Raw genomic sequence first — 15,611 nt, 5'->3', positions numbered from 1 at the left:
AAGAATGACTAAAGCAGAATCAATCAATAGATAAGACAGATCTTCCGCAAGCATCCAAAAGAGCATTGACACGTTTTACACGCATAAACCTTTCTTTAGTTCTTGAATTCATACTCTTCCTGTATTCCTCCTTGACCTCATCGTCAGTCACCGATCTATCCCTGAGGATGGAGAAGAAATTCGAAAGTTCCTCTGAATAATTTTCTATCGAATCACCATTTTTCTCTAAAACCAAAGCCAAAGCCCAAATCCCATACAAATGAGAAACGCCAGTTATCCGGTGGGCACCATAGTCAAGCCCAACCCTTTCAATCGCCTCGGTCATACTTCTGACCCTCACCAAGGCATCATTAAAGTCATCACCCTCATGCCTCTGATAAAGATCATCTAGGATTTTTTGGCTCGAACCTATAACATCGTCTTTATAAACAGAAAGCAAACACTCAGCACAGAATTCTTTATCTTCCATCCTGGCTCTATCAGTCACTTCCAAACGCTGCTGCCAATATGGCATCTCTGCAATCTCATCTACTGTGCATGTGAGATTGCTACTATGATACTGAGCGTTTCTGAGCTCTTGACCTTTCAGCGGCTCCCCATTCCTGTTTAGCCTATCAAAAACCATCTCTATCAAACCAACATTAGACGGATCTATATACTCAATAGGAAGATCATATTTCCAAAAAGCCGACTTATAACCAGAGAGCTCTGAAACCTCACCCAAATCTGCAAAAAAAACGCCACTTAGCGCGTCATCTTCTTCTTCACCACCATACTCATTTGAAGCAGAAATCTCACCAGCAATAAAACGACTTATTGCCGTCAACCTCTGTTTTCCATCTATAACATCAAACGTTGTCTTCCCCGTTTCAGAGTCAATCTTTCTATGCAAAAAAATAGGTGGAATCGGAAAATTCCTAAGCAAGCTATCAATAAAATAACTTTGCTTCTCATCACTCCAGACAGACCTCCTTTGGTAAGGAGGATCGTAATTAAACTTATCCAACTGATTTTGCTCATGGAAAGATGCTATCGAAATAGTACCCGTCCTTCTATCAACAAACTTCTCAGTCATGGCAATACCTTCTCCAGTAGCGCAGGGTGTGAATAAGAATGATACGACTTAAAAAGGCTGCAACAAACCGCATCTAGCTGATTACTAGGACTAGGATTTATGGATATAACTTTTGCCTTTCTTGGGACTTTGGCCAAGAGATGATCAATCTCTTTTCTATCAACATGCCAATAGCTAAGGCCATACAAAATAATTAAATCATCATCACCCAACTTACTAACTGCCTCTCCAGCCCCATCCCATATCTCCCTGATCCACCTATGCTTATACCGATCAGATTCCCCAGCTGGAGGTAGTATCCCGACCATAGGATAATTTTCACCTAAGTAATCATATCTTACACAGAGGTCATCCAGCCCACCCTCAGAGAACTGAGCGGCATATTTTATACCAAAGGCCGACTTGTCCACCGCTTGACGGCCACAAAACGTAATAGAGCCATGTGGTTTATGTATTGACACATTCGCTCCTTCACTGTCTTTCAACTTTGGGATTGAATAATCAATCCCCATGCTATTAAAACATCTCTCCAGCATAGCATCGTAATTAAAAGTCACAATATCAAGATGATCAACATCTGAGTGCCTGGCCACATGTGACAATGCCTTCATTGTAGCCAGCTCATCGACCTTTTCAAAAAAACCCTTATTCTTCAACAAATCGTCGTAATAAACAAACAAGTACCTAAGGTATGACACAAGCTCTTTATAAGCCTTGATGTATATACCATCTTCCAAGGTAGAGGGATCAGCCATACAACAAGCATTAACTGCCGTTATTATAGTTTCAATAACAGCATAAGACTCTTCCTTTGTTGAGCTTTGCCTAGCCCCCAAAGCCCAGAGGTTAGGACAGTGTTCATAACTCAAAAAGCCTGGCGCCCCTGTAGCGGGCCAAGGTACATCACTACCCAGCCTGAACAAATTAACAAGATCAACACTGCTTTCAGAACAGTCATTGAGCATCGATAACGAAAGACCATTCCCTGCTAGCATCAAAACGCGCATACTAATCCTTAGAACATGCAGAACACTGCCTACAAAAACCTTACAACACTACTACATCATCTATAAAAAAAACAAAGCCCCCGCCGGTGACCTGGCGGGGGCTTTGTTTGGCTCGATCGGCGCGCCTTAGAAAGAGCGACGACGATAGGCGCGATATTCCGGCGTCCAGAAGTTGCGCTCGATGGCATCGCGCAGGGTCTGTTCATCGGACTTCAGCGCCACGCCCTCGCGCTGGGCCTCGGCGCCGACCTCGAAGGCGATCGCCCTGGACAGCTCGCGGATGTCGGCCAGCGCCGGCAGCACCGCGCCCTCGCCGGTCCTGGCCACCGGGGCCGCGTCGGCCAGCGCCCGGGAGGCGGCCATCAGCATGGTGTCGGTGATGCGCTTGGCACCGGAGGCCACCACGCCGAGGCCGATGCCCGGGAAGATGTAGGCGTTGTTGCACTGGGCGATCGGGTAGGAGCGGCCGCCATGCTCCACCGGCGCGAAGGGGCTGCCGGTGGCGACCATGGCCTGGCCGTCGGTCCAGCGGATCACGTCCGCCGGCACCGCTTCGGCGCGGGAGGTCGGGTTGGACAGCGGCATCACCAGCGGCGAGGCGCAGCCGGCGTGCATGGTGCGGATCACCTCCTCGGTGAAGATGCCCTGCTGGCCGCTGACGCCGAGCAGCACGGTCGGCTTGACCCGCTTGACCACCTCCAGCAGCGACTGGCCGTCCCAGTCGGCGACCAGCGTCGCCTCCTGGGCCAGGCGGCGCTGGAAGTCGCGCAGCCAGGCCTGGTCACCGGTCACCAGGCCCTCGCGGTCCACCATGTAGATGCGCTGGCGCGCCTCGGCCTCGGACAGGCCCTCGGTCTGCATGGCCACGACGATCTGCTCGGCGATGCCACAGCCGGCCGAACCGGCGCCGACCACTGCCACGCGCTGGTCGCTGACGCTCTCGCCGCGGGCCTTGCAGGCCGCCATCAGGGTGCCGACGCAGACGGAAGCGGTGCCCTGGATGTCGTCGTTGAAGCAGCACAGCTCGTCGCGGTAGCGGTCGAGCAGCGGCAGGGCGTTGGCCTGGGCGAAGTCCTCGAACTGCAGCAGCACGTTCGGCCAGCGGCGCTTCACGGCGGTGATGAACTCGGCCATGAAGGCGTTGTACTCCTCCTGGGAGATACGCGGATGGCGCCAGCCCATGTACATGGGATCGTCGAGCAGGGTCTGGTTGTTGGTGCCCACGTCGATCTGGATCGGCAGGGTGTAGGCCGGGCTGATGCCGCCGCAGGCGGTATACAGCGACAGCTTGCCGATGGGGATGCCCATGCCGCCGATGCCCTGGTCGCCCAGGCCGAGGATGCGCTCGCCGTCGGTGACCACGATCACCTTGACGTTGTCCTTGGTAGCGCTGCGCAGGATGTCGTCCATGCGGTCGCGGTCGGGGTAGGACACGAACAGGCCGCGGTGGTTGCGGTAGATGTTGGAGAACTCTTCGCAGGCCTGGCCGACCGTCGGCGTATAGATGATCGGCAGCATCTCTTCGAGATGCTCGGAGACCAGCCGGAAATACAGGGTCTCGTTGTCGTCCTGGATGGCGCGCAGATAGATGTGGCGATCCAGGTCGGTCTGGCACTGGCGATACTGGCGATAGGCCCGCTCCGCCTGCTCCTCGATGGTCTCGACGTTCTGCGGCAGCAGGCCGATCAGATTGAACTCGAGGCGCTCCTCTCGGGTGAAGGCGCTGCCCTTGTTGAGCAGGGGCATTTCGAGCAGGGGCGGCCCGGCGTAGGGCACATAGAGGGGGCGCTTGGCTTCGCTGGTCATCAAGTTCTCTCTTTCCATGTCGGGAATGCGGGCCGTGGCGCTCTGCGGCGCCTTGGTCGGTACTCTACCACAACGGCGCCCCCGACCAGGGTCGGAGGCGCCGTTGTGGATCTCCACCTTGGGACACCGTGCCTAGACGAACCGGCCCAGGCCGACCGCCTCTCGCAGGCGGTCCATGAAGGGCGCGGCCTCGGCCCGGGCACGCTCGGCGCCCTGCTTCAGCACGGCCTCGATGTGGGCGGGGTCTTCCAGCAGCGCCTGGTAGCGCTCGCGGGGCTCGCGCAGGTGGGCGTTCAGGTACTCGAACACGCGGTTCTTGGCGTCGCCCCAGCCGATGCCGTTCTCGTACTCGGAACGCATGGCCGCGGTCTCCTCGGCGCTGGCGAAGGCCGAGTAGATCTGGAACAGGGTGCAGGTGTCCGGGTCCTTGGGCTCGCCGGGCTCCAGCGAGTTGGTCTTGATCTTGCGGACCAGCTTCTGCAGCTTCTTCTCGGAGACGAACAGCGGAATGGTGTTCTCGTAGCTCTTGGACATCTTGCGCCCGTCCAGGCCATTGAGCACCTGAACCCGCTCGTCCACCACCGCCTCGGGCTGGGTGAAGTACTGGCCCTTGAACAGGTGGTTGAAGCGTCCGCCCATGTCGCGCGCCATCTCGATATGCTGGATCTGGTCGCGGCCGACCGGCACCTTGTTGGCGTTGAACATCAGGATGTCCGCCGCCATCAGCACCGGATAGCCGAACAGGCCCATGGTGATGCCGCGGTCGGGATCGGGGCTGCCGGCTTCCTCGTTCTCCGCCACCGCCGCCTTGTAGGCGTGGGCGCGGTTCATCAGGCCCTTGGCGCAGACGCAGGACAGCATCCAGTTCAGCTCGGCGATCTCGGGCACGTCCGACTGGCGGTAGAAGATGGCGTTGTCGGTATCGAGCCCCAGCGCCAGCCAGGTGGCGGCGATCTCCAGGCGCGACTGCTGGACCCGCTTGGGGTCCTGGCACTTGATCAGCGCGTGCAGGTCGGCGAGGAAGTAGTAGGACTGGACGCTCGGGTCCTGGCTCGCCGCGATGGCGGGCTTGATGGCCCCGACGTAGTTGCCGAGGTGGGGCGTGCCGGTGGTGGTGATGCCCGTCAGCACACGGGTCTTGTCGGACGATGCGGTCATGAAAGCGGGACTCAGCTGACTCTCGAATGCCCGCTATGGTAACGCGGCGCCCCGGCCAAGGCGACCGGCGCGGGGAAGGAGCGAGGGACGAGGGGCGAGGCAAACGTGATCGCTCATGCGCCGCGCGCCCTTTCACCTCACGCCTTACACCTCACGCCTCTTCCCCCTCACACCTCACTCCCTACACCTCATCCCGCGATCAGCGTGTCCGCTTCGACGTACTCGAGCCCAAAGGCCTCGGCCACGGCGCGATAGGTCAGCTGGCCGTCGTGGACATTGAGGCCCGCGGCGAAGTGGGCATCGTCGGCCAGCGCCTGCTGCCAGCCCTTGTCGGCCAGGGCGACGACGAACGGCAGGGTGGCGTTGGTCAGCGCCTGGGTCGAGGTGCGCGCCACCGCGCCGGGCATGTTGGCCACGCAGTAGTGCACCACGCCGTCGACCACGTAGGTGGGCTCGGCGTGGGTGGTCGGCCGGCTGGTCTCGAAGCAGCCGCCCTGATCGATGGCCACGTCCACCAGCACGCTGCCCGGCTTCATCTCCGCCAGCATGGCGCGGGTGATCAGCTTTGGCGCGGCGGCGCCGGGCACCAGCACGGCGCCGATGATCAGGTCGGACTCGCGCACCGCCTGCTCGAGGGCGTCGGCGGTGGAGAACACGGTCTTCATGCGGCCCTGGTAGCGATCGTCCAAGGTCTCGAGGCGCGGGATGGACTTGTCCAGCACCGTCACCTCGGCGCCCAGCCCCAGCGCCATGCGCGCGGCGTTCTCGCCGACCACGCCGCCGCCGATCACGGTGACCCGCGCCGGCGCCACGCCGGGCACGCCCGGCAGCAGCACGCCGGCGCCGCCCTGGGCCTTCTCCAGACTGTGGGCGCCGGCCTGCACCGCCATGCGGCCCGCCACGGTGCTCATCGGTGCCAGCAGCGGCAGCCCGCCGTCGGCCGCGGTGATGGTCTCGTAGGCGATGCAGGTGGCGCCGCTTTCCATCAGCCCCCGGGTCAGTTCTTCCTCGGCGGCCAGGTGCAGGTAGGTGAACAGCGTCTGCCCCTTCGAGAGCCTCGCGACCTCCGCCGACTGGGGCTCCTTGACCTTGAGGATCAGCTCGGCCTCGGCCCATACCCTGGCCACGTCGGGCTCGAGGCGCGCGCCGGCGGCCTCGTAGTCGGCGTCGCTGAAGCCGGCGCCTTCGCCGGCGCCGGCCTGGACGACCACCTCGTGGCCGCGGCCGACCAGCTCGCGGGCACCGCTGGGCGTCAGGGCGACGCGGTATTCATGGTTCTTGATTTCCTTCGGAACGGCGATCTGCATGGACGATCCTCGCGGTTGGCCGATGGATGAGAATGGCTCACCACCTCATTACAGCACAGCAGAACGATCACGCAGACAGGCACGCCTCAAAAGACAGGATTATCAGGAAAGTGCCGGACGACACAGAACGTCGTTCGGTAAAAAGGCCTTCTCGCCACAATTCGCTCGACGGGATCGCCGGCTCGTTGCGACGCCCGGCGTCAGGGCCGGGTGCGGCCGCAGTTCCAGCAGGCGTCGAACGCGCCCTCGAGGCGCTCGCCGCAGCCGGGGCAGGTCCAGGCCGGGCGGTCCTCGCGACCTTCGAGGGCATCGTGGATCAGCGCCTCGGCCCGCGCCCGGTTGTGGGGCGCGACCCAGACCTCGGGCTCGCAGTCGCCCGGCGGCAGCTCACCGGCGCCGCCACCCAGGGTCAGGTTGCGCCGCTCGACGGGGATGCCGGCGACCTCCAGCAGGTTGGCCACGTGGCCGACCAGCAGCGGATTGGCGTGAGAGAAGACACGGACGAAGGCGAAGTCGTTCATGGGCGCTCCCGGGCCGGGAAAAGCGGGGCGCGCCGGACGACGCGCCCCGCACCGAGGGCCTCGATCAGTCGCGGAAGACGCGCACGCCGAGGGCCTTGAGGTAGGAGGTCTCGGGAATCGCCGGGTGCACCGGGTGATCCGGCCCCTGGTGGCCCTGGAACAGGATCTGGGCGTGGCGATCCTGATGGCGGGCGGCACCACGCACGCTGTCCACCAGACGCTCCGGCGCCAGATGCATCGAGCAGGAGGCCGACAGCAGCAGGCCGTCGCGGCCGAGCAGGCGCATGGCCTCGCGGTTGAGCTTGCCGTAGGCGCGCTCGCCGGCGGTGGTGTCCTTGCGCTTCTTGATGAAGGCGGGCGGATCCAGGATCACCACGTCGAACTGTTCGCCGTCGGCCTTGAGCGCGGCCATGGCCTCGAAGGCATCGCCCTCGCCCACCGCCACCTGCTCGTGCAGGCCGTTGAGCGCGGCGTTGTCGGCGACCCGCTCCAGCGCCGGGGCGCTGGCGTCCACGCACAGCACCTCGCTGGCACCGCTGGCGGCGGCCTGAACGCCCCAGCCGCCGACGTAGCTGAACAGGTCGAGCACGCGCTTGCCGGCCACATGCTGGTTGAGCCAGGCGCGGTTGACGCGGTGGTCGTAGAACCAGCCGGTCTTCTGGCCGTCGAGCACCGGGGCGACGAAGCGCACGCCGTTCTCCTCGAGCTCCACCGCCTCCGGCAGCGTGCCCTTGACCACCTCGATCTGGCTCTCGAGGCCTTCCTGACGGCGACCGGAGGTGTCGTTGCGCAGCACCACGGCGCTCGGGGAGACGACCTTGTCCAGGGCGTCGAGCAGCGGCTCGAGCTGGGCCTCCATGCCGGCGGTGTTGAGCTGCACTACCAGCACGTCGCCGAAGCGGTCGATGATCAGCCCCGGCAGCAGGTCGCCCTCGCCGTGCACCAGGCGATAGAACGGCTTGTCGAACATGCGCTGGCGCAGGGCCAGGGCCTGGTTCAGGCGATGGACCAGCAGCGAGCGGTCGAGCTGCATGGCCGGGTCGCGGGACACCAGGCGCGCGCAGATCAGCGAGTGGGCGTTGACGTAGGCCACGCCCAGCGCCTTGCCGTTGGCGGCCTCGACCTGGGCCTGCTCGCCGGGCGCGAAGTCCTTGAGCGGCGTGGCCTGGATATCGATCTCGTTGGAGTACAGCCAGAGATGTCCCGCCTTGAGGCGGCGATCGGCGTTCTTCTTCAGGCGCAGTGAGCGTAGGGCGGTCATGTCGTGGCTCTCATCATGGAGGTCCTGGGCGTCGCTTCGTGGGCGTCGCAGGGACGTTCGGGGTATCCCGGCCTTGGGCCCGGACATCGGAATCGGGTGGCGGCGCTCAGGTCTGGCACTCGCCGCAGAAGACGCTGGCCCGCTGGCCCAGAGTCACCAGGCGCAGCTCGGCGCCGCAGCGCCGGCAGGGTTCGCCGTCACGGCCGTAGACGTTGAGCCGCTGGGCGAAGTAGCCCGGCTCGCCGGTGCCGCTGACGAAGTCGCGCAGGGTGGTGCCGCCCTGGGTAATGGCGGCGGCCAGCACCTCGCTGACCGCCGCCGCCAGTCGGTCGTAGCGCTCGCGCGAGATGCGCCCGGCGGCGCGCCGGGGATCGATGCCGGCCAGGAACAGCGCCTCGGCGGCGTAGATGTTGCCGACGCCGACGACCACGGCATTGTCCATCAGGAAGGGCTTCACGGCCATGCGCCGCCGGCGCGACAGCTCGTACAGCCGCTCGCCGTCGAAGGCCTCGGAGAGCGGCTCCGGGCCCAGCTTCGCCAGGCGCGCGTCGTGCTCGGCGTCGCCGGCCAGCCAGTCGACGAAACCGAAGCGCCGCGGATCGTGATAGCGCAGCACCGCGCCGTCGTCGAGCACCAGGTCGACGTGGTCATGCTTCTTGGGCAGCTCGCCGACCCGGGCGATGCGCAGGCTGCCGGACATGCCGAGATGCCACAGCAGCGTGCCGCCGCCCTCCACGGGGATCAGCAGGTACTTGGCGCGGCGCCCCAGCGAGCCGATGCGCGCGCCCACCAGGCGGTCGATCAGGTCTTCCGGCACCGGCACTCGCAGGCGGGACTGGCGCACGATCACCTCGGTGATCTCGCGGCCCTCCACGTGCGGGGCAATGCCACGCCGGGTGGTCTCGACTTCGGGCAACTCGGGCATGGAATGACCTGCTATCGGCGGCGTGCGGCGATCATACGCAAGAACCCGACCATCGGGCCGGGTTCTTGAGGACAGGCCGAGGCCTGCGGCGGAAGCGATCTCGGGAACCGCGGGGATCCCGACTTACTTGATCTTGGCTTCCTTGTACATCACGTGCTTGCGAACAACCGGATCGAATTTCTTCATCTCCATCTTGTCAGGAGTGTTCCGCTTGTTCTTGTCGGTGGTGTAGAAGTGGCCGGTACCGGCACTGGACACCAGACGAATCTTGTCACGCATGAGTCTTCTCCCTTATGGAAACGCTTAGACGGTTTCGCCGCGCTTGCGAATGTCGCCGAGCACCGCTTCGATGCCCTTCTTGTCGATGATGCGCATGCCTTTGGAGGAGACGCGCAGCTTGACGAAGCGCTTCTCGGACTCCACCCAGAAACGGTGGCTGTGCAGGTTCGGCACGAAACGACGACGCGTCTTGCGCTGGGAGTGTGAGACGTTGTTACCAGTCACCGGGCGCTTGCCGGTAACCTGACATACTTTGGACATGAGAGCCTCCAACCGCTTGGCCAGGTACGAGTACCTGATTGTTCAAAACCTGTCGGGCAAAACCGGGACGACCCCGCTGTCATTTGACCCAAGGGAATTCAAAGGCTGCACTTTATACCAGAGTCAACGTTGCCAGACAAGCGACGTGCAGAATTAAGCAGCGTCATCGCCAACCGACTTGACCGATGGGTCCGTCTCGGGCGACCACGACTGCGACTGCTGTGTTTTGATCGCGGCAGATTATAGCAGCCCTCGCTCGGCGAAGGACACCACCTCGCCGTCGCCGACCACGAAATGATCCAGCACCCGGATCTCGAACAGCGCAAGCGCCTGCCTGAGGCGCTCGGTGATGCGCCGGTCGGCGTCGCTGGGCTCGGCCACCCCGGAGGGGTGGTTGTGGGCGAAGATGATCGCCCCGGCGCCCAGCTCCAGGGCGCGGCGCGCCACCTCGCGCGGGTACACCGAGGCGCTGTCCAGGGTACCGCGGAACAGCGACTCGAAGCGGATCACCCGATGCTGGCTGTCCAGGAACAGCGCCGCAAACTCCTCGTGGCCGAGGTGACGCAGCCGCGACGAGAGATAGGCGCGCACCAGCGTTGGCGAGGTCAGGGCGTCCTCCCGCGCCAGCTGGCTGGCCAGGTGTCGCCGGGACAGCTCCAGCGTGGCCTGCAGCTGCACGAACTTGGCCTCGCCCAGCCCGCGCTCGGCACAGAAGCGCGTGCGGTCGGCCTCCAGCAGCGGCCGCAAGCCGCCGAAGGCCGACAGCAGGTCGCGTGCCAGGTCCACCGCCGAGCGCCCGGTCACGCCCACGCGCAGGAAGATCGCCAGCAGCTCGGCGTCGGAAAGCGCCTCGGACCCCAGCGCCAGCAGCTTCTCCCGGGGGCGTTCGCCCTCCGGCCAGTCACGAATCGACATCCCGGCCTCCCTGCCCGCTTTTCATCCTCAGGATAGTGTAGTCCCGAGACCGGCAGGCGATAGCCGGAAGGGGCGGCACCGGCAACGCCAAGGGGCGCGGCTACGCAAGGGTGCGGCCGAATGGTAAGGTAGACGGCCGGATTCACCCGCGGATACGACCATGTCGACAGCCCTTCCACGCCGCGTTCTGCTCGGCATCAGCGCCGGCATTGCCGCCTACAAGAGCGCCCAGCTCGCCCGCCTGCTCAAGCAGGCCGGCTGCGAGGTGCGCGTCGTGATGACCGACGGCGCCCAGGCCTTCATCACCCCGCTGACGCTGCAGGCGCTGACCGGCGAGCCGGTACGCACCTCGCTGCTCGACCCCGAGGCCGAAGCCGGCATGGGGCACATCGAGCTGGCCCGCTGGGCCGACCTGATCCTGATCGCCCCGGCCACCGCCGACGCGATGGCGCGGCTGGCCCACGGCCACGCCGACGACCTGCTCACCACCCTGTGCCTGGCGAGCGACGCCGACAAGGCCATGGCCCCGGCCATGAACCAGGCCATGTGGCGCCAGCCGGCCACCGCCCGCAACGCCCGCCGGCTGATCGACGACGGCTGGCGGCTGCTGGGGCCGGACAGCGGCGACCAGGCCTGCGGCGACGTGGGCCCCGGCCGCATGCTCGAGCCCGACGCCATCCTGGCCGCCCTGAGCGAGCCCGCCGACCGTCCCGCCGAGGGCCTTCACGTGGTGATCACCGCCGGCCCCACCCGCGAGCCGCTGGACCCGGTGCGCTACCTCTCCAACCACAGCTCCGGCAAGATGGGCTACGCCCTGGCCACCGCCGCGGCCGCCCTCGGCGCCCGGGTGACGCTGATCAGCGGCCCGGTGGCGCTGCCCACCCCGGCGGGCGTGGAACGTCTCGACGTGGAAAGCGCCCGGGAGATGCACGACGCCGCCCAGCGCCTGGCCGGCGACTGCGACCTGTTCATCGGCTGCGCCGCGGTGGCGGACTACCGCGCCGAGGCGCCGGCCGAGCACAAGCTCAAGAAACAGGAAGGCGAGGACACTCTCACCCTGCGCCTGGTCAAGAACCCCGACATCATCGCCGCCGTCGCCGCGCGTCCCGACCGCCCCTTCGTCGTCGGCTTCGCCGCCGAGACCCGGGACCTCGCCGCCTACGCTCACGACAAGCTCGTGCGCAAGGGGCTCGACATGGTGGTGGCCAACGACGTCTCCCGCGTCGGGCTCGGCTTCGGTGCCGACGACAACGCCGCCCTGCTGCTGTGGCGCGAGGGCGACACCACCGGCCAGGCCGACCTGCCGCCTCAGCCCAAGGCCGAGCTCGCCGAGGCCGTGATCCGCCGCGCGCTGGAATGCCTGGCCCCGTCCGCCGGCGACGCCGACTGATCTCGCGACGCCGTTCACTTTCTACCGCTCTATTGTCTGGAAGCCACACCATGCCGACCTCCGCCGACCGCCCCCGCCTCGCCGTCAAGCTGCTCGACGAGCGGATGCGCGACCACCTGCCCCACTACGCCACCCAGGGCTCCGCCGGCATGGACCTGCGCGCCCTGCTCGACGCGCCTTTGGTCATCGAGCCCGGCGACTGCCAGCTGGTGCGCACCGGCCTGGCCATCCACATCGCCGATCCGGGACTGGCCGGCATGATCCTGCCCCGCTCCGGGCTCGGCCACAAGCACGGCATTGTGCTCGGCAACCTGGTCGGGCTGATCGACTCCGACTACCAGGGCGAGCTGATGATCTCGGTGTGGAACCGCGGCAGCACCACCTTCACCCTCGAGCCCTTCGAGCGCCTGGCCCAGTACGTGCTGGTGCCGGTGGTGCAGGCCGAGCTCGAGCTGGTCGACGACTTCGACGCCAGCCTGCGCGGCGGCGGCGGCTTCGGCCACTCCGGTCGCCACTGAACGTTTCCGGTCGCCACCGAACGTTTCCGGCCGCCACCGAACGTTTCCGGCCGCCACCGAACGTTTCCGGCCGCCACTGACGTTGCTGGCGCCACCGACAACGATTTCCTCACACAGGAACGATGACATGACTCAGGATGGCTCTCGCCAGGCTCCGGCCTCGATCTTCCGCGCCTACGATATCCGCGGCATCGTCGATAACACCCTCACCGAGGCCGGCGTCGAGGGCATCGGCCAGGCCATCGGCAGCGCCGCCCTCGCCCGCGGCGAATCCCGGGTGGTGGTGGCCCGCGACGGCCGCCTGTCCGGCCCGCGACTCAAGGACGCCCTGACCCGCGGTCTGACCACCAGCGGCTGCGACGTGATCGACATCGGCATGGTGCCGACCCCGGTGCTCTACTTCGCCACCCACGTGCTGGACGGCACCGCCTCCGGCGTGATGGTCACCGGCAGCCACAACCCGCCGGACTACAACGGCTTCAAGATCGTGCTCGGCGGCGAGACGCTGTCCGGCGAGACGATCACCGACCTGTATCGCCGGATCGAGGAAGGCGACCTGGCCGAGGGCACCGGCGAGGTACACGAGGAAGACGTGCGCGAGGCCTATCTCGAGCGCATCCTCGGCGACGTGAGCCTGGCCCGCCCGCTCAAGGCGGTGGTGGACTGCGGCAACGGCGTGGCCGGCGAGCTCGGCCCCAAGCTGGTCGAGCGCCTGGGCGCCGGGACGATCCCGCTGTTCGCCGAGATCGACGGCACCTTCCCCCACCACCATCCGGACCCGGGCAAGCCCGAGAACCTCGAGGACCTGATCCGCGCCGTACGCGAGCACGACGCCGACATCGGCCTGGCCTTCGACGGCGACGGCGACCGCCTGGGCGTGATCACGCCCCAGGGCCAGCTGATCTACCCCGATCACCTGATGATGGCCTTCGCCGAGGACATGCTCGAGCGCAACCCCGGCGCGCGGGTGATCTTCGACGTCAAGTGCACCGGCAACCTGGCCCGCGTCATCGAGGAGGCCGGCGGCACCCCGGAGATGTGGCGCACCGGCCACTCGCTGATCAAGGCGCGCATGAAGGAGACCGGCGCGCAGCTGGCTGGCGAGATGAGCGGCCATATCTTCTTCAAGGAGCGCTGGTACGGCTTCGACGACGGCCTCTACGGCGCCGCCCGGCTGCTGGAGGTGCTGTCGCGTCATGAAGAAGACGCCGATGCCTTCTTCGCCCGCCACCCGCAGGACATCGGCACCCCGGAGATCAACGTCGCGGTGACCGACGAGACCAAGTTCGAGCTGGTGGCGCGGCTGGCCCGGGAAGGCGACTTCGGCGACGATGGCGTCAAGACCACCCTCGACGGCATCCGCGTCGACTATCCGGACGGCTGGGGCCTGTGCCGCGCCTCCAACACCACGCCGGTGCTGGTGCTGCGCTTCGAGGGCAAGAGCGACGCGGCGCTCGAGCGCATCCGCGCCCGCTTCGCCGACGCCCTCGCCCAGGTGGCCCCGGACCTCGAGCTCGCGCTGTGAGCCACGACAAAGACACGACCAGGAAGGAAGACATGAGCGAACAGAACCGCGACCCGCGCCAGGTAGTGGAGGTGCTGTCGGAGGCCCTGCCCTACATCCAGCGCTTCTCCGGCAAGACCGTGGTGGTCAAGTACGGCGGCAACGCCATGACCGAGGACACCCTGATCGACTCCTTCGCCCGCGACATGGTGTTGATGAAGGAGGTCGGCATCAATCCGGTGGTGGTCCACGGCGGCGGCCCGCAGATCGGCGACCTGCTCGACAAGCTCAAGATCGAGTCGCGTTTCGTCAACGGCATGCGCGTCACCGACGCCGAGACCATGGACGTGGTCGAGATGGTCCTGGGCGGGCTGGTCAACAAGGGCATCGTCAACCTGATCAACCAGAGCGGCGGCAAGGCCATCGGCCTGACCGGCAAGGACGGCGGCCAGATCCGCGCCCGCCAGCTCCAGGTCGAACAGCAGACGCCGGACATGGCCGCCTCCGAAATCATCGACATCGGCCACGTCGGCGAGGTGGAGCACATCTCCACCGACCTGATCGAGATGCTCGCCGAGCGCGACTTCATTCCGGTGATCGCACCGATCGGCGTCGACGAGGCCGGGCGCAGCTACAATATCAATGCCGACCTGGTGGCCGGCAAGGTGGCCGAGGCGCTGGACGCCGAGAAGCTGATGCTGCTGACCAACGTCTCCGGCCTGATGAACGCCGAGGGCGAGGTGCTCACCGGCCTGACCACCGCTCAAGTCGACGCCCTGATTGCCGATGGGACCATTCACGGCGGCATGCTGCCGAAGATCCGCTGCGCCCTGGACGCCGTGAAGGGCGGCGTGGCGAGCGCTCACATCGTCGACGGCCGGGTGCCCCATGCGACCCTGCTGGAAATCTTCACCAACGCGGGAGTGGGCACGCTGATCACCAACGCGAACCGATGATGATGCCGGGGCCGACGCCCCGGCTGCCCCTCTTATCAAGGACCGACAAGAAAAGAACATCATGACGCAGGCAACTCACACCCCCAGCCGCCGGGAGCAGATCCTCCAGGGGCTGGCGCTGATGCTGGAGGAAGACAGCGGCAAGCGCATCACCATCGCCGCCCTGGCGCGCCAGGTCGGCGTCTCCGAAGCCGCCCTCTACCGCCATTTCCCCAGCAAGGCACGCATGTTCGAGGGGCTCATCGAGTTCATCGAACAGACGCTGTTCGAACGCATCGGCCGCATCCTCGAGGAGGTGCCCGAGGCGCTGCCTCGCTGCGGCCAGATCCTCACCCTGGTGCTGGCCTTCGCCGAGAAGAACCCGGGCCTGTCGCGGCTGCTCGGCGGCGACGCCCTGACCGGCGAGACGGCGCGGCTGCGCCAGCGCATCCACCAGCTGTTCGAGCGCCTCGAGACCCAGCTCAAGCAGGTGCTGCGGGAGGCGGAACTGCGCGAGGGGCGTCGCCCGTCGCTGCCGATTCCCGCCGCCGCCAACCTGCTGGTCGCTCAGGTCGAGGGACGCATCGCCCAGTACGTGCGCAGCGACTTCCGCCACCTGCCCACCGCGCACTGGGATGACCAGTGGCCGGTGCTGTCGGCAGGACTATTGCGCGAGGCGGTACAGACCGCCTGACGCCGCTCGCCGCGAGAGACGGCAACAAAAAACCCCGAAGGCACCAGCCTTCGGG

The 15,611-nt window shown here is 65.2% G+C and carries 16 protein-coding genes; 5 read left to right on the top strand and 11 right to left on the bottom strand.

Features of this window, described 5'->3' with window-relative positions; translation table 11 throughout:
• Nucleotides 1–19: 19 nt before the first annotated feature.
• The 11 genes from CVH10_RS03245 to radC form a co-directional block, all read right to left on the bottom strand.
• On the bottom strand, nt 20–1,075 hold the full coding sequence (locus CVH10_RS03245; RefSeq protein WP_106487810.1) for a DUF262 domain-containing protein: 1,056 nt from the start codon (nt 1,073–1,075) through the stop codon (nt 20–22).
• Nucleotides 1,072–2,082: a hypothetical protein gene (locus CVH10_RS25240; RefSeq protein WP_146142906.1), complete on the bottom strand. Its 1,011-nt coding sequence runs from the start codon at nt 2,080–2,082 to the stop codon at nt 1,072–1,074. The genes CVH10_RS03245 and CVH10_RS25240 overlap by 4 nt, the downstream gene beginning before the upstream one ends.
• A gap of 126 nt (nt 2,083–2,208) precedes the next feature.
• Nucleotides 2,209–3,888 (bottom strand): NAD-dependent malic enzyme, encoded by a 1,680-nt coding sequence (locus CVH10_RS03240; RefSeq protein ID WP_035592723.1) that lies wholly within the window; start codon nt 3,886–3,888, stop codon nt 2,209–2,211.
• A gap of 132 nt (nt 3,889–4,020) precedes the next feature.
• A complete protein-coding gene (locus CVH10_RS03235) occupies nt 4,021–5,046 on the bottom strand; it encodes a tryptophan--tRNA ligase (protein WP_046078378.1) in 1,026 nt (341 codons plus the stop codon).
• 188 nt (nt 5,047–5,234) lie between these two features.
• Complete coding sequence (gene ald / locus CVH10_RS03230; protein WP_106487809.1) at nt 5,235–6,353, bottom strand: alanine dehydrogenase; 1,119 nt, start codon at nt 6,351–6,353, stop codon at nt 5,235–5,237.
• 200 nt (nt 6,354–6,553) lie between these two features.
• Nucleotides 6,554–6,874, bottom strand: a complete 321-nt coding sequence (locus tag CVH10_RS03225; protein ID WP_035592729.1) for a DUF2007 domain-containing protein — start codon at nt 6,872–6,874, stop codon at nt 6,554–6,556.
• Nucleotides 6,875–6,938: 64 nt separating this feature from the next.
• Nucleotides 6,939–8,135: a class I SAM-dependent rRNA methyltransferase gene (locus CVH10_RS03220; RefSeq protein WP_035592731.1), complete on the bottom strand. Its 1,197-nt coding sequence runs from the start codon at nt 8,133–8,135 to the stop codon at nt 6,939–6,941.
• Nucleotides 8,136–8,241: 106 nt separating this feature from the next.
• Complete coding sequence (gene mutM / locus CVH10_RS03215) at nt 8,242–9,060, bottom strand: bifunctional DNA-formamidopyrimidine glycosylase/DNA-(apurinic or apyrimidinic site) lyase (RefSeq protein WP_106487808.1); 819 nt, start codon at nt 9,058–9,060, stop codon at nt 8,242–8,244.
• Between the two features lie 123 nt (nt 9,061–9,183).
• The gene (gene rpmG / locus CVH10_RS03210; protein ID WP_016856547.1) at nt 9,184–9,339 is read right to left on the bottom strand and encodes a 50S ribosomal protein L33; all 156 of its coding nucleotides are present in this window, start codon (nt 9,337–9,339) and stop codon (nt 9,184–9,186) included.
• A 24-nt stretch (nt 9,340–9,363) separates the two neighbouring features.
• The gene (gene rpmB / locus CVH10_RS03205) at nt 9,364–9,600 is read right to left on the bottom strand and encodes a 50S ribosomal protein L28 (RefSeq protein WP_035592734.1); all 237 of its coding nucleotides are present in this window, start codon (nt 9,598–9,600) and stop codon (nt 9,364–9,366) included.
• 240 nt (nt 9,601–9,840) lie between these two features.
• Nucleotides 9,841–10,515, bottom strand: coding sequence for a DNA repair protein RadC (radC, locus tag CVH10_RS03200; RefSeq protein WP_035592735.1), 675 nt, complete (start codon nt 10,513–10,515; stop codon nt 9,841–9,843).
• A gap of 160 nt (nt 10,516–10,675) precedes the next feature.
• Between radC and coaBC the strand changes: the two genes are divergently transcribed.
• The 5 genes from coaBC (at nt 10,676) to slmA (ending at nt 15,556) form a co-directional block, all read left to right on the top strand.
• Nucleotides 10,676–11,905, top strand: a complete 1,230-nt coding sequence (gene coaBC, locus CVH10_RS03195) for a bifunctional phosphopantothenoylcysteine decarboxylase/phosphopantothenate--cysteine ligase CoaBC (RefSeq protein ID WP_106487807.1) — start codon at nt 10,676–10,678, stop codon at nt 11,903–11,905.
• Nucleotides 11,906–11,955: 50 nt separating this feature from the next.
• Nucleotides 11,956–12,423, top strand: a complete 468-nt coding sequence (gene dut / locus CVH10_RS03190; protein ID WP_106487806.1) for a dUTP diphosphatase — start codon at nt 11,956–11,958, stop codon at nt 12,421–12,423.
• A 127-nt stretch (nt 12,424–12,550) separates the two neighbouring features.
• Complete coding sequence (locus tag CVH10_RS03185; protein ID WP_106487805.1) at nt 12,551–13,948, top strand: phosphomannomutase/phosphoglucomutase; 1,398 nt, start codon at nt 12,551–12,553, stop codon at nt 13,946–13,948.
• 32 nt (nt 13,949–13,980) lie between these two features.
• A complete protein-coding gene (gene argB, locus CVH10_RS03180; RefSeq protein ID WP_035592742.1) occupies nt 13,981–14,883 on the top strand; it encodes an acetylglutamate kinase in 903 nt (300 codons plus the stop codon).
• Between the two features lie 61 nt (nt 14,884–14,944).
• The gene (gene slmA / locus CVH10_RS03175; protein ID WP_035592743.1) at nt 14,945–15,556 is read left to right on the top strand and encodes a nucleoid occlusion factor SlmA; all 612 of its coding nucleotides are present in this window, start codon (nt 14,945–14,947) and stop codon (nt 15,554–15,556) included.
• Nucleotides 15,557–15,611: the final 55 nt, after the last annotated feature.

Source organism: Halomonas sp. ND22Bw (genome assembly GCF_003011945.1).
GTDB classification, from domain to species: domain Bacteria; phylum Pseudomonadota; class Gammaproteobacteria; order Pseudomonadales; family Halomonadaceae; genus Halomonas; species Halomonas halophila.
The sequence above is the reverse complement of the archived record's forward strand: the minus strand, read 5'-3'. Positions and strand labels throughout refer to the sequence as shown.

Excerpts from the sequence above, each read along its gene's own strand:
- CVH10_RS03245 (WP_106487810.1), bottom strand. The coding sequence starts at position 1,075 with ATGACTGAGAAGTTTGTTGATAGAAGGACGGGTACTATTTCGATAGCA.
- CVH10_RS25240 (WP_146142906.1), bottom strand. The coding sequence starts at position 2,082 with ATGCGCGTTTTGATGCTAGCAGGGAATGGTCTTTCGTTATCGATGCTC.
- CVH10_RS03240 (WP_035592723.1), bottom strand. The coding sequence starts at position 3,888 with ATGACCAGCGAAGCCAAGCGCCCCCTCTATGTGCCCTACGCCGGGCCG.
- CVH10_RS03235 (WP_046078378.1), bottom strand. The coding sequence starts at position 5,046 with ATGACCGCATCGTCCGACAAGACCCGTGTGCTGACGGGCATCACCACC.
- ald (WP_106487809.1), bottom strand. The coding sequence starts at position 6,353 with ATGCAGATCGCCGTTCCGAAGGAAATCAAGAACCATGAATACCGCGTC.
- CVH10_RS03225 (WP_035592729.1), bottom strand. The coding sequence starts at position 6,874 with ATGAACGACTTCGCCTTCGTCCGTGTCTTCTCTCACGCCAATCCGCTG.
- CVH10_RS03220 (WP_035592731.1), bottom strand. The coding sequence starts at position 8,135 with ATGACCGCCCTACGCTCACTGCGCCTGAAGAAGAACGCCGATCGCCGC.
- mutM (WP_106487808.1), bottom strand. The coding sequence starts at position 9,060 with ATGCCCGAGTTGCCCGAAGTCGAGACCACCCGGCGTGGCATTGCCCCG.
- rpmG (WP_016856547.1), bottom strand. The coding sequence starts at position 9,339 with ATGCGTGACAAGATTCGTCTGGTGTCCAGTGCCGGTACCGGCCACTTC.
- rpmB (WP_035592734.1), bottom strand. The coding sequence starts at position 9,600 with ATGTCCAAAGTATGTCAGGTTACCGGCAAGCGCCCGGTGACTGGTAAC.
- radC (WP_035592735.1), bottom strand. The coding sequence starts at position 10,515 with ATGTCGATTCGTGACTGGCCGGAGGGCGAACGCCCCCGGGAGAAGCTG.
- coaBC (WP_106487807.1), top strand. The coding sequence starts at position 10,676 with ATGTCGACAGCCCTTCCACGCCGCGTTCTGCTCGGCATCAGCGCCGGC.
- dut (WP_106487806.1), top strand. The coding sequence starts at position 11,956 with ATGCCGACCTCCGCCGACCGCCCCCGCCTCGCCGTCAAGCTGCTCGAC.
- CVH10_RS03185 (WP_106487805.1), top strand. The coding sequence starts at position 12,551 with ATGACTCAGGATGGCTCTCGCCAGGCTCCGGCCTCGATCTTCCGCGCC.
- argB (WP_035592742.1), top strand. The coding sequence starts at position 13,981 with ATGAGCGAACAGAACCGCGACCCGCGCCAGGTAGTGGAGGTGCTGTCG.
- slmA (WP_035592743.1), top strand. The coding sequence starts at position 14,945 with ATGACGCAGGCAACTCACACCCCCAGCCGCCGGGAGCAGATCCTCCAG.